The following is a 12,250-nucleotide window of genomic DNA, read 5'->3' on the forward strand; positions in this document are numbered from 1 at the left end:
GGATGAAGGGAAAAAGGGGCGCCACGCTGGGGGCGCCGCGGGTCCTGCGGGGTGGGTGGGCGGGAGCAGGGCCCGCGGCGCTTTGGGCCGCGTCCGCAACCTCGGCCTGCTCTCTCAGGCGAGGCGGGCCTTGATCAGGGCGCCGACCGCGCCGAAATCCATGCTGCCGGTGTATTTGGTCTTGAGCAGCCCCATGACCTTGCCCATGTCCTTGACCGAGGTGGCGCCGACCTCGGCCACGGCGGCGGCGACGGCAGCTTCGACCTCGGCCGCAGTCAATTGCTTGGGCAGGAATTCCTCGATCACGCGGATCTCGGCCAATTCCTTGTCGGCCAGATCCTGGCGCGCGCCTTCCAGATAGACCTTCACCGACTCCTGGCGCTGCTTGACCATCTTGGCCAGGATCGCCAGCTCGTCGGCGGCGCTGATCTCGACCCCATCGGCGCGCAGGGCGATCTCGCGCTCCTTGAAACCGTTCAGCATCAGGCGCAGGGCCGAGAGGCGATCGGCCGCCTTGGCCTTCATCGCCTCCTTGATTTCCGCCATCAATTGCTCGCGCAGCGTCATCGCCTGCCCCCTGTTTTTGTGTGAAGTCCAGCATAGAGGGGCCCTGCCCGCCATGCAACTCTGCGGCCAAAAATCAAGCGATTGATATCCCAAGATATTGTTATTGGGCCACCACCTTGACCCCGCCCCCCCCAACCCTTAGGTTCCGCCCGTTTGACGCCGCCCCAAAGCCGAGAGAGTCGCCCCATGTCCACAGCACAAGAAAAGCCCACCGCCTGCATCGCACTGGCCGACGGAACGCTGTTCTTCGGGCGCGGTTTCGGCGCCACGGGCGAGACGGTGGCCGAGCTGGTCTTCAACACCGCGATGACCGGCTATCAGGAAATCATGACCGATCCCTCCTATGCCGGCCAGGTCGTCACCTTCACCTTCCCCCATATCGGCAACACCGGCACCACCACCGAGGATGACGAAACGGGCGAGCCGGTTGCCGCCGGCATGGTGGTGAAATGGGACCCGACCGAGCCGTCGAACTGGCGCGCCACCGGAGACCTCTTCGACTGGATGAAGGCCAAGGGCCGCATCGGCATCGGCGGGCTCGACACCCGTCGTCTGACCCGTGCGATCCGCCAGCAGGGCGCGCCGCATGTGGCGCTGGCCCACAACCCGGACGGCGTCTTTGACATCGGCGCTTTGGTCGCCAAGGCGCGGGCCTGGAAGGGCCTCGTCGGGCTTGACCTCGCCAAGGATGTCTCCTGCGCGCAATCCTACCGCTGGGACGAGAAAACCTGGGCCTGGCCCGAGGGTTACACCAAGCGCGAGGGCGCGGGCCTGCGCGTCGTCGCCATCGACTACGGCGCCAAGCGCAACATCCTGCGCTGCCTCGCCTCGGCCGGCTGCGAGGTCACCGTGCTGCCCGCCTCGGCCACCGCCGAGGATGTGCTGGCCCTGAACCCCGAGGGCGTCTTCCTGTCGAACGGCCCCGGGGATCCGGCCGCGACCGGCACCTATGCCGTGCCGATGATCCAGGGCGTGCTGCAAGCCGACCTGCCGCTCTTCGGCATCTGCCTCGGTCACCAGATGCTGGCGCTGGCTCTGGGCGCCACCACCGTCAAGATGAACCACGGCCACCACGGCGCCAACCATCCGGTCAAGGACCTGACCACCGGCAAGGTCGAGATCACCTCGATGAACCACGGCTTCACGGTCGACAGCCAGACCCTGCCCAAGGGTGTGTCGGAAACCCATGTCAGCCTGTTTGACGGCTCCAACTGCGGCATCGCCGTGGACGGCAAGCCGGTCTTCTCGGTGCAATACCACCCCGAGGCCTCGCCGGGCCCGCAGGACAGCTACTACCTCTTCGAGCGATTCGCCGCCGCCATGCGCGCGCGCCGCGCCGCCTGAGAGGCACCCGGGGCACGGCGGGCCTGGTGCCGCCCTGCCCCGGTTTCGTGGGTCAAAAGTCGAAATGCCCAAATCGAGCCGCATTTTACTGGCTGCGTTAATCCCGAATTAACTCTTTGCTGCCGATCCTGCCGGAATGGCCCAAACCGGGCCGGCTTGGCAGGGGCCCAGTGGCAGGATGACGGCTGTCTCGAACAACGTCGAGCTTTGGCGGGATCGCCGGATGGCCGAGGCTGCGGCCCCCGGCGAACGCGTGCTGCGGCCCTTCCGGCCCGGACCGCAGGCGCTGCCAAAGCCCGCCCTGCCGCCGGAGGACCAGCGCCTGGCCATCCGCCTGCTGCAAGAGGGGGTGATCGCCCCGCATCTGCTGCTGCAAGCCCTTGCCCGCCATTCTGCGCGGCCGGCTAGCCCTTTGGCCGACCTGCTGCTCGATCATGGCCTGGTTGGGGAAACCGCACTCTATGCCGCCCTGCACCGCCAGACCGGGATCAGCCCGGCGGATCTGTCGGCCAGCGCCGACCCCAGGCTGATCGACCTGCTTGATCCCGCCTTCTGTCTGGCCGAACGGATCCTGCCACTGCGCCACCTTGGTCACGCGACGCTGGTGGCCGCCGCGGACCCAAAGGCCTTCCTGCGCCACAAGACCCGGCTGGAGGCGCGGCTTGGGCCGGTGCTCCCCGCCCTCGCCCCCCCGGCCGCGATCGAGCGCGCGATCCTCGCCGCGCGCGGCTTTGCGATGGCGCGCACGGCAGAGACCATGGTGGCCGAGCCGGAAAGTTGCCGGACCTACCGCAAGGCCAGCCTGACCACGCTGCGGCTGATGATCTTCGCCGGTTGCCTCAGCCTTTTGGCGCTGCGCCCGATCCTCGCGGTCCTGACCATCTGGGCGGTCTTCACGCTCGTCTGTTCAACGGCGATGAAGACCACAGCCTTCGTGGCCTCGCTCCGCCGGCCTCTGCCCGAACCTGCCAACCCGGCGCTGCTGGCGCGGCTGCCGGTGGTGTCGGTCATGGTGGCGCTGTACCGCGAAAGCGATATCGCGGCGCGGCTGGTCAAGCGGTTGGGCAAGCTCGACTATCCGCGCACGCTGCTGGACGTGGTTCTGGTGGTCGAGGAGGAGGATCACCTGACCCGCAAGGCCTTGGCTGCGGCCGATCTGCCGGAATGGATGCGGCTGGTCGTGGTGCCGGCCGGACGGGTCAAGACCAAGCCGCGCGCCCTGAACTTCGGCCTGACGCAATGCCGGGGCAGCATCGTCGGGGTCTATGACGCCGAGGATGCCCCCGACCCGCAGCAGATCCGCAAGGTCGTGGCCCGCTTTGCCCAACGCGGCCGCGAGGTCGCCTGCCTGCAGGGTGTTCTCGACTTCTACAACCCGACCAAGACCTGGCTCGCCCGCTGTTTCACCATCGAATACGCTGGCTGGTTCCGCGTCGTCATGCCGGGGCTGGAGCGGATGGGCATCCCCCTGCCCTTGGGCGGCACCACCCTGTTCTTCCGCCGCGACGTGCTGGAGGAGCTTGGCGGCTGGGACGCCTATAACGTCACCGAAGACGCCGATCTGGGGATGCGCCTCGCCCGCCACGGCTATCGGACCGAGATGCTACCCTCGACCACGCTGGAAGAGGCCAATTGCTACGGCGTGCCCTGGGTCAAGCAGCGCTCGCGCTGGATCAAGGGCTATATGATGACCTATCTCACCCATATGCGCGACCCGGGCCAGCTGTACCGCGATCTGGGGTTCAAGGCTTTCGCGGGCTTTCAGATCCTGTTTCTGGCGAGCCTGAGCCAGGCTTTGTTCGCGCCGCTGCTCTGGTCATTCTGGGCCTTCTTCCTCGGCCTCGGCCATCCGCTGTCCGCGATGATCGCACCGCACCTGCTGATCGCGCTGACCGCGGCCTTCATGTTCTGCGAGGTTCTGAACCTGGCGGTCGGCAGCCTCGGATTGAAACGCTCGGGCCAAAGTCTCAGCCTGCTCTGGGTGCCGACCATGACGCTCTACTTCCCGCTTCTGGTCTTTGCCGCCTACAAGGCCGCCTGGGAGATGCTGCACAAGCCGTTTTACTGGGACAAGACCACCCACGGCGCCTTTCACTAGGCCTCAGCGGATGCGCAACTCTCCGGCCTCGACGCGCAGGCGGGTCTCGTAGGCCTTGGAGATATGGGCCTTCAGCGCCGCATAAGCCGCGTCGCCATCGCGGGCGGCGATGGCGGCGACGATCTTTTCATGTTCGGCCAGGGCCGGCCCGTCGCGGCCCTCGGCGGCAAAGGAGGTGTTGGTCATCAGCGCCATCGAACGGTGGACGAGATCCAGCTGCTGGACCAGAAAGCGGTTGTGGCTCGCCAGGTGGATCTGCTTGTGAAACCGCTTGTTGGCACGCGACAAGGCGCCGGGGTCACCGCCGAGCAGCGTCTTGTCCTCCTCCACCATCGAGCGCAGGACGCGGATCTCTTCCTCGGTGGCATGACGGGCGGCAAGGCGGGCGGCCAGGCCCTCAAGCTCGGTGCGGACCGCGTAAAGCTCCGACAGCTGGTTGTGGTCGAGCGAGGCCACGATCAGGCTGCGCCCGTCGCGGGTCAGCATGGCCTGGGTTTCCAGCCGCTGCAAAGCCTCGCGCACCGGGGTGCGGCTGACGCCGAAGCGTTCGGCCAGCTCCGATTCCACCAGCCGGTCGCCGGGTTTGTAAACCGCGCTCTCGATCGCTTCCAGGATCAGCGTGTAGGCGTCCTTGGCCATGGTATTCCCCTCTGTCGCCGCGAACCCTAACGCCGCAAGCCTGCCCTATCAACCCATGCCCAACCCCATGGACGCCGGGCCCCGGCGCCGCTAAGTTAAGTCATGCGCCACCATTTCTCACATGTCTCGACCTGGGTCTTCGACCTCGACAACACGCTCTACCCGCCGCAGTACCGGCTCTTCGACCAGATCGAGGTCCGGATGACCGCCTGGGTGATGCGCGAACTGGGCGTCGGCCAGACCGAGGCCAACCGCCTGCGCCAGCATTATTGGGAGACCTATGGCACCACGCTCGCGGGCCTGATGCGCGAACACGGCGCCGACCCCGCCCCCTATCTGAGCGAGGTCCACGACATCGACTTCACCCTTCTGCCCAAGGACCCCGCTCTGGCCGAAGCGATTGGGAACCTGCCGGGCCGCCGGATCATCTATACCAACGCCTGCGTGCCCTATGCCGAAAAGGTGCTGGCGGCACGCGGACTTTCGGGCTTGTTCGACGCGGTCTATGGCATTGAAAACGCAGGCTTCCTGCCCAAGCCCGAGCGCGGCGCCTTCGAGGCGATCTTTGCCGCCGACGGGGTCGATGCCACCCGCGCCGCCATGTTCGAGGATGACGCCCGCAACCTCGCCGCCCCGCATGAGATGGGGATGCGCACGGTCCATGTGGCACCCAAACCGCTCAATTCGCGCCACATCCACCACCATACCGATGACCTTGCGGGCTTCCTCGCGCAAATCATCTGACTGCGACACCGCGCCCCGCTGCTTTTGTTCAGGGCCTGCGCTAAGAGCAGGGAAAAGGAGCATCCCATGTCAAACTCTTCCGTTGCCTATCAGCAGTTTCCCCTGGTCACCCCGATCGCCCGCCTGGTGACGAGCCGGTATTTCCCGCTCGTGGCGCTGATCCTCGTGGCGCTGGTGGCGCTGGTGGCGGCCATCGTGACCTTCGGCCCGGTGGTCCTGGGTCTGACCGGCCTTGTGCTGGCGGCGGGGATGCTGGTGATGATCGTCGCGGTGGCGGGGCACTAAGCCCCTTCGCTTTCGCCGCCGACCGGCCTACATTTGGCGGCAACGGAGGCTGACATGCGCATTTCGACCGATATCCTGATCTCTGGCGGCGGGGTCGCCGGGCTGACCGCCGCGGCGGCCTTCGGCAGCGCCGGGTTTTCCGTGCTCTGCGTCGAGCCGACCGCCCCGGTGACCGAGGCCGCCGCCCCCGGCGCAGATCTGCGCACCACGGCCTTCCTGACCCCCTCGCTGGCGGTGCTGGGGGCGGCAGGGCTTTGGGACCGGCTGCGACCGCAGGCGGCGGCCCTGCAGATCATGCGCATCGTCGATGCCGGCGGGTCCGAGGCGGAACCGCGCCAGATCAAGGACTTCGACGCGAGCGAGCTTTCCGACCAGCCCTTTGGCTGGAACCTGCCCAACTGGCTGTTGCGGCGCGAGATGCTGGCCCGGCTGGCCGAATTGCCCCATGTGACCTTCCGGCCCGGCGTGGCCACCACCACGCTTCTGACCCGGCAGGACAGCGCCATCGTCACCCTGTCGGACCAGACCCAGGTCGAGGCGCGGCTCGTCATCGCTGCCGATGGGCGCAATTCCACGATGCGGACGGCGGCCGGCATCCCGGTGCGCACCTTCCGTTATGGCCAAAAGGCCGTGACCTTCGCCGTCACCCACAAGATCCCGCATCAGAACATCTCGACCGAGGTGCACCGTTCCGGCGGCCCCTTCACCCTGGTGCCCTTGCCCGACCTGAACGGCATGCCCGCCTCCGCCGTGGTCTGGATGGAGCATGGCGCCGAGGCGCAGCGCCTGGCCACCCTGCCGGTTGCGGCTTTCGAGGCCGAGATCGACGCCCGCTCCTGCCAGATCCTCGGGCCCTTGACCCTGGCTTCGCCGCGCATGGTCTGGCCGATCATCTCGCAACTGGCCGGGCGGATGGCCGGCGAAAGGCTGGCCCTGATGGCCGAGGCCGCCCATGTTGTCCCGCCCATCGGCGCGCAGGGGCTGAACATGAGCCTCTCCGACCTTGCCACCCTCCTCGACCTGGCACGCGCATCGCCCGAAAGGCTCGGCGATGCCGCGATGCTGCAGGCCTACCACCACCGCCGCCACGGCGAAGTGACGGCCCGGGTCCTCGGCATCGACGCCCTCAACCGCGCCTCGATGGCCGAAGCGCCGCTCTTGCGCAACCTGCGCGCCCTGGGGCTAAACGCGCTGCACGGCTTTGCCCCGGTCCGCCGCGGGCTGATGCGGGCGGGCCTGGGGCTGCGCTGATCCTTTCGTCTTTGCGCCCCCGATCGGCCGGGGCCTCCGGCGGGAGTATTTGGGCAAATCGCAAAAGGGGGTGCGGGGGCTATTTGCCCTCTGTTCAAATACTCCCCGCGGAGCGTTCGCGGCTTGGCACAGGCGCGACGCTGCCCGTCTGGCCTATTTCGGCGGCAGCGCGGCCTCCAGCCCAGCAGTCAGGCGGGCGAGCGTGGCGGGCACATCCTTGAGCTTGTCTAGGCCGAAGAGGCCAAGCCGGAAGGTGCGGAACTCTGCCCCCTCGCCCACTTGCAGCGGCACGCCGGCGGCGATCTGGTAGCCGGCGTTGCGGAATTTGGCGCCGTTCTGGATCTCGGGGTCTTCGGTGTAGCTGACCACCACGCCCGGCGCCTCGAAGCCCGGCGCCGCCACCGAGGCGAGCCCAAGGCCGGCGAGCAGGCAGCGTACCTCGCCGCCGAGCTCCCATTGCTTGGCCTTGGCGGCGTCGAACCCCATGGCTTTCGTCTCCAGCATCGCATCGCGCATGCCGAGGATGGCATCGGTGGGCATCGTGGCGTGATAGGCGTGACCGCCGCCCTCATAGGCCTGCATGATGCTGCGCCATTTCTTCAGATCCAGCGCGAAGGAGTTGGTATTGGTTTCAGCCAGCCGCGCTTCTGCCCGCGGACCCATCACCACGATGCCGGCGGCAGGCGAGGCCGACCAGCCCTTCTGCGGGGCCGAGATCAGCACATCGACCCCGGTCGCCTCCATATCGACCCAGACGCAGCCGCTGGCGATGCAGTCGAGCACCATCAGCGCGCCCACCTCATGTGCCGCAGCCGCCAGCGCCGTCACATAGCCATCCGGCAGGATGATGCCCGAGGAGGTCTCGACATGCGGGGCGAAGACCGCTTCGGGGCGGGTCTCACGGATCTTGGCCACCACCTCCTCGATCGGCGGCGGGGCGAAGGGGGCGCGGGGCTCGTTGCCGGAACGGCGGGCCATGACGACATGGGTCTCGGCGGCAAAGCCGCCCGCCTCGAAGATCTGCGACCAGCGGAAGGAGAAGAAGCCGTTGCGCACGATCAGCACCTTGCCCTGGCCGAACTGCCGGGCGACCGATTCCATCGCATAGGTGCCGCCGCCGGGGACCAAAGCCACCGCCGTGCCCTTGTAGACCTCTTTCAGGAGGGCCGAGACATCGCGCATCACCGTCTGGAACCGCTGCGACATATGGTTGAGCGACCGGTCGGTGAAGACCACCGAGAATTCCTGCAGGCCATTCGGATCGACGGTATCATGCGGCAGTTTCATCGGAGTCTCCCTTGTGCTGCCGGCAGACTAGCGCAGGATTTTCGCCTTGTGTACCGCTTGCCGCAGATTTCACCCGATCGGGCCAGAACGGCGCTCTTCGGTCAGAAGCACATTGGCTTCGACCCCACCCACCCCCGGCAGGGTCATGATCCGCCGCCGCAAGACGCGTTCGAAATCGGCGATGTCGCGGGCGACCACGCGCAGGCGGTAGTCAAACAGGCCAAGGACGTGCTGGACCACCTGCACCTCGGGGATGGCGGTGACCGCGCGTTCGAAATCATCCAGCGACACCAGACCCTTGGTGGCCAGCTTCACCCCAAGGAAGACGGTCACGCCAAAGCCAAGCGCCGCCCTGTCCACCGCGACCCGCGTGCCTTTCAGAATCCCCGCCTCCTCCAGCCGCTTCTGCCGGCGCCAGGCGGCTGGCTGCGACAGGCCGAGCCTGCGGCCCAACTCGCCCGCCGAAAGCGCACCGTCCAGCGCCAGAGCCCGCAACATGGCACGGTCCAAGTCATCGAGGTCGATCTGCGGTGCGCTCACAGCGGCACCCCTTCGCCATCCTTGATGGTCGAGATCAGCATCAAAGCCTCCAGCTCCGCGATATGCGGCAGGGCGAGGATGCGGGTCCGGTAGACCTCCTGATAATGGCCCATGTCGCGGGCAATGACGTTCAGACGCACATCGACCCGGCCCAGAAAGGTTTCGATTCCAATGACTTCCGGCACGTTCCTCGCAGCGGCGATGAACTCGTCAAAGGCGCGCGGATTGGTCTTGTCGAGGGTGAAGCGGAGGGAGACCTCAACCTCATAGCCCAGATGCCGCCAGTCGATCACCGCATGAAGACCCTTGATCACCCCGCCCTCCGCCAGCCGCTCCAGCCGGCGCCACAGCGTGGCCTGCGTCACCCCGGCGCGGGCGGCAAGCTCGGCCCGGGCCAGGTCCGGCTCGGACAGATAGTGCCGCAAGATCCGGCGGTCGGTTTCGTCAAGCGGCATGGTTTTTCCGACATATCAGGAAATGGCGCATGATTTTTCGCAGAAAAATCGTCTGGCGTCAAACAATGCACGGGAAACCGCGAGAATCTCCCTATGCTGCGCCCATCAAAGAAGGAGAACGCCAAATGCGCGTCTATTATGATCGTGACTGCGACATCAACCTGATCAAGGATAAGAAGGTCGCCATCCTCGGCTACGGGTCCCAAGGCCACGCCCATGCGCTGAACCTGCGCGACTCAGGCGCCAAGAACCTGGTCATCGCGCTGCGTCCCGGCTCGGCCTCGGCCAAGAAGGCCGAAGGCGAGGGTCTGAAGGTCATGGATATCGCAGCGGCGGCCGCCTGGGCCGACCTGATCATGTTCACCATGCCCGACGAACTGCAGGCCGACACCTACAAGAAATACGTCCATGACAACATCCGTGACGGCGCGGCGATCGCTTTCGCTCACGGTCTGAACATCCACTTCGGCCTGATCGAGCCGAAGCCCGGCGTCGACGTCATCATGATGGCGCCCAAGGGCCCGGGCCACACCGTGCGCGGCGAATATGTCAAGGGCGGCGGCGTGCCCTGCCTCGTGGCCGTCCACCAGGACGCCTCGGGCAAGGCGATGGAGCTGGGCCTGTCCTATTGCTCGGGCATCGGTGGCGGCCGTTCGGGCATCATCGAGACCAACTTCCGTCAGGAATGCGAAACCGACCTGTTTGGCGAGCAAGCCGTGCTCTGCGGCGGTCTGGTCGAACTGATCCGCATGGGCTTTGAAACCCTGGTCGAAGCGGGCTACGAGCCGGAAATGGCCTATTTCGAATGCCTGCACGAAGTGAAGCTGATCGTGGACCTGATCTACGAAGGCGGCATCGCCAACATGAACTACTCGATCTCGAACACGGCCGAGTATGGCGAATATGTCTCCGGCCCGCGGATCCTGCCCTATGCCGAGACCAAGGCCCGGATGAAAGAGGTCCTGACGGACATCCAGACCGGCAAGTTCGTTTCGGACTTCATGCAGGAAAACACCGTGGGTCAGCCCTTCTTCAAGGCCACCCGTCGCCGCAATGACGAACACCAGATCGAAAAGGTCGGTGAAAAGCTGCGCGCGATGATGCCCTGGATCTCCAAGGGCAAGATGGTCGACCGCGCCCGCAACTGAGGCCGCGATCCGGAAGATGGGCAGCATTGCCCATCCTACCGGACAGGTTGCACTTCAAGGCCGGATCTTGCGATCCGGCCTTTTCTCATGCGGTCTGGTGGCTTTACCTGAGGAGGGCACACCAAAACGCCCGCCGATGGCGGGCGTCAGGCCGTGTTCATCCTGCTTGTGCTGCCGTAAGGCGCGCGGGCCCGGTCACTGCTCGCCGCAGCCTTCGCCCTCGCAGCCGCCGCCACCACCACCGCCGCCACCGCTGGCGGTCTCGTGTTTCCGGCTGTTGACGGCACCGCCGCTGACACCCCAGTCGATCCCGCCGCCGCCGAGGCCATAGCCGAGGTCCAGCCCGACATAGGCGCCATGCGCCAGATAGGCGGCGCCCACCGTGCCGCGCCACATCCGGCTTTCCATCACATAATCTGCGCCAAGGCTGCCGGCGAACTTGTTGCGCTGGTTGTCCGAGAACAGGCGGACGCCAAAGCCGGTCTGCGGTTTGCCCGCGCCAAAGGAATAGGACAGGCCAACCCCGATGGTCGGATCGGCCAAAGCCGGCGTGGCAAGGGAAAAGGCGGTTGCAAGGGCAAGCGCGGCCTTCACAAGGGACATTGGGAAACTCCTCTCAAAATGGATTGGCGCAATCGTAGCCCTTGGCTGCCGCTTCCGACAAGCGAGAAAATCCGGCGCGGTCAGGCATTTGCCCAAACGCGCCGATGGGGAAGCGCCATTTCGCCGATGGGCAACACCGTGAGGATCGCGCCCGCGTCACCCCCGCCCGACGCCCGCGGCAGATACTCCTCCGCCCTCCACAGAACCTTGCCCGCTTGCACTTCGGACGCAGGGCATGGTGCCGCCTGCCGGCCCGATCACCGCATCGTGTTCAGCGCGCATGCGTCATTCAGGCGGGTGTCAGTTTCGCGGCTCAGGACGGGCCAGGCAAGCGGCACAGCTTCTGCCCTTGCCTTGCGAGACCCTGACCCTGAACACCCGGAGACCTCCATGTTCACCAAGCTTTCCCGCGCAGCCCTCGCCCTGACCCTCGCCGTTCCCGCCCTTGCAGATACGGCCTTTGCAGATACGGCGGCGACGCCTGCCGTCACCTGTTCCAAACATGCCGCCGCGACCTTCAAACCGCAAAGCGATCTGACGGCCCTGCTCAAGGCCAAGGGCCTGTCGGTGGTGAAGATCAAGACCGAGAACGGCTGCTACGAGGCCTATACCAAGGATGCCAAGGGCAAGAAGACCACGCTCGGCTTCAACGCCGAAACGCTGGAGCCGGTCGCAAATGCCGAAGCCGGCGAGGGCTGAGCTGGCGCCGCCCCACGCCCCGGACCCGCGCCCGAAAGCTCTGGTGCGGGTCTGGGACCCGATCGTGCGGCTTTTTCACTGGAGTCTGGTCGCGGGCTTTGCCCTGGCCTGGTTCAGCGCCAACCGGGCCGAGGATCTGCACAGCTGGACGGGCTATGCAGCGGGCGGCTTGATCCTGCTGCGGCTGGTCTGGGGCTTTGCCGGGTCGCGGTATGCCAGGTTTGCCAGCTTCGTGCGCGGTCCGCGCGGGGTCTTGCGCTATCTGGCCGCGATCTTGCGCGGCGATGAGGCGCGCTACATCGGGCATAACCCGGCAGGCGGGGCCATGGTCCTGACCCTGATGGCGGGCGTGCTGGGGTTGGTTGTCACAGGCTGGATGCAGTTCACCGACACCTGGTATGGCGAGGATTGGGTGACCAATCTGCATGGGTGGATTGCCCATGCCATGCTGGGGCTGATCGGCCTCCATCTCTGCGGTGTGGCCCTGGCCTCGGTCCGGCACCATGAAAATCTGGTGCGGGCCATGATCACCGGGCGCAAGTCCGCGCCGCAAAGCGATGATATCGCATAAAAAAGGGCGCCGCAGCCCG

Annotated in this window: 14 protein-coding genes; 8 read left to right on the forward strand and 6 right to left on the reverse strand. The window is 66.3% G+C overall.

Annotation, left to right across the window (positions count from 1 at the left end):
* Positions 1-114: 114 nt before the first annotated feature.
* The gene (locus tag AC1DVR_RS20950) at positions 115-567 is read right to left on the reverse strand and encodes a GatB/YqeY domain-containing protein (RefSeq protein WP_478002561.1); all 453 of its coding nucleotides are present in this window, start codon (positions 565-567) and stop codon (positions 115-117) included.
* Between the two features lie 186 nt (positions 568-753).
* On the opposite strand from AC1DVR_RS20950, the gene carA reads away from it, so the two are divergent.
* Both carA and AC1DVR_RS20960 read left to right on the forward strand, forming a co-directional pair.
* The gene (gene carA, locus AC1DVR_RS20955; protein ID WP_478002562.1) at positions 754-1,911 is read left to right on the forward strand and encodes a glutamine-hydrolyzing carbamoyl-phosphate synthase small subunit; all 1,158 of its coding nucleotides are present in this window, start codon (positions 754-756) and stop codon (positions 1,909-1,911) included.
* Between the two features lie 178 nt (positions 1,912-2,089).
* The gene (locus tag AC1DVR_RS20960; protein WP_478002563.1) at positions 2,090-4,009 is read left to right on the forward strand and encodes a glycosyltransferase; all 1,920 of its coding nucleotides are present in this window, start codon (positions 2,090-2,092) and stop codon (positions 4,007-4,009) included.
* A gap of 3 nt (positions 4,010-4,012) precedes the next feature.
* Here the strand turns inward: AC1DVR_RS20960 and AC1DVR_RS20965 are convergent, their stop codons facing one another.
* Positions 4,013-4,648 (reverse strand): GntR family transcriptional regulator, encoded by a 636-nt coding sequence (locus AC1DVR_RS20965; RefSeq protein WP_478002564.1) that lies wholly within the window; start codon positions 4,646-4,648, stop codon positions 4,013-4,015.
* A 102-nt stretch (positions 4,649-4,750) separates the two neighbouring features.
* On the opposite strand from AC1DVR_RS20965, the gene AC1DVR_RS20970 reads away from it, so the two are divergent.
* The 3 genes from AC1DVR_RS20970 to AC1DVR_RS20980 all read left to right on the forward strand — a co-directional run bounded on the left by AC1DVR_RS20970 (position 4,751) and on the right by AC1DVR_RS20980 (position 6,928).
* Complete coding sequence (locus AC1DVR_RS20970; protein ID WP_478002565.1) at positions 4,751-5,392, forward strand: pyrimidine 5'-nucleotidase; 642 nt, start codon at positions 4,751-4,753, stop codon at positions 5,390-5,392.
* Between the two features lie 66 nt (positions 5,393-5,458).
* Positions 5,459-5,677, forward strand: coding sequence for a hypothetical protein (locus tag AC1DVR_RS20975; protein WP_478002566.1), 219 nt, complete (start codon positions 5,459-5,461; stop codon positions 5,675-5,677).
* A 54-nt stretch (positions 5,678-5,731) separates the two neighbouring features.
* Positions 5,732-6,928 carry a UbiH/UbiF family hydroxylase gene (locus AC1DVR_RS20980; protein ID WP_478002567.1) on the forward strand — a complete coding sequence of 399 codons (1,197 nt, stop codon included), beginning with the start codon at positions 5,732-5,734 and terminating at the stop codon, positions 6,926-6,928.
* 153 nt (positions 6,929-7,081) lie between these two features.
* Here AC1DVR_RS20980 and AC1DVR_RS20985 read toward each other — a convergent pair whose 3' ends face one another.
* From AC1DVR_RS20985 to AC1DVR_RS20995, 3 genes are all read right to left on the reverse strand, one after another.
* A complete protein-coding gene (locus tag AC1DVR_RS20985; RefSeq protein ID WP_478002568.1) occupies positions 7,082-8,215 on the reverse strand; it encodes an aminotransferase class V-fold PLP-dependent enzyme in 1,134 nt (377 codons plus the stop codon).
* A gap of 69 nt (positions 8,216-8,284) precedes the next feature.
* Positions 8,285-8,755, reverse strand: a complete 471-nt coding sequence (locus AC1DVR_RS20990; protein WP_478002569.1) for an Lrp/AsnC family transcriptional regulator — start codon at positions 8,753-8,755, stop codon at positions 8,285-8,287.
* Complete coding sequence (locus AC1DVR_RS20995) at positions 8,752-9,210, reverse strand: Lrp/AsnC family transcriptional regulator (RefSeq protein ID WP_478002570.1); 459 nt, start codon at positions 9,208-9,210, stop codon at positions 8,752-8,754. Before AC1DVR_RS20995 ends, AC1DVR_RS20990 begins: the two co-directional genes overlap by 4 nt.
* Before the next feature lie 125 nt (positions 9,211-9,335).
* On the opposite strand from AC1DVR_RS20995, the gene ilvC reads away from it, so the two are divergent.
* On the forward strand, positions 9,336-10,358 hold the full coding sequence (ilvC, locus tag AC1DVR_RS21000) for a ketol-acid reductoisomerase (RefSeq protein WP_478002571.1): 1,023 nt from the start codon (positions 9,336-9,338) through the stop codon (positions 10,356-10,358).
* A gap of 195 nt (positions 10,359-10,553) precedes the next feature.
* Here ilvC and AC1DVR_RS21005 read toward each other — a convergent pair whose 3' ends face one another.
* Positions 10,554-10,961 carry a hypothetical protein gene (locus tag AC1DVR_RS21005; protein ID WP_478002572.1) on the reverse strand — a complete coding sequence of 136 codons (408 nt, stop codon included), beginning with the start codon at positions 10,959-10,961 and terminating at the stop codon, positions 10,554-10,556.
* A 390-nt stretch (positions 10,962-11,351) separates the two neighbouring features.
* Between AC1DVR_RS21005 and AC1DVR_RS21010 the strand changes: the two genes are divergently transcribed.
* Both AC1DVR_RS21010 and AC1DVR_RS21015 read left to right on the forward strand, forming a co-directional pair.
* Entirely contained in the window at positions 11,352-11,660 is a 309-nt protein-coding gene (locus AC1DVR_RS21010) for a PepSY domain-containing protein (protein ID WP_478002573.1), read from the forward strand.
* Positions 11,638-12,231: a cytochrome b/b6 domain-containing protein gene (locus tag AC1DVR_RS21015; RefSeq protein WP_478002574.1), complete on the forward strand. Its 594-nt coding sequence runs from the start codon at positions 11,638-11,640 to the stop codon at positions 12,229-12,231. Before AC1DVR_RS21010 ends, AC1DVR_RS21015 begins: the two co-directional genes overlap by 23 nt.
* Positions 12,232-12,250 lie beyond the last annotated feature (19 nt).

It is taken from the genome of Rhodobacter sp. P2_H5 (genome assembly GCF_056403335.1).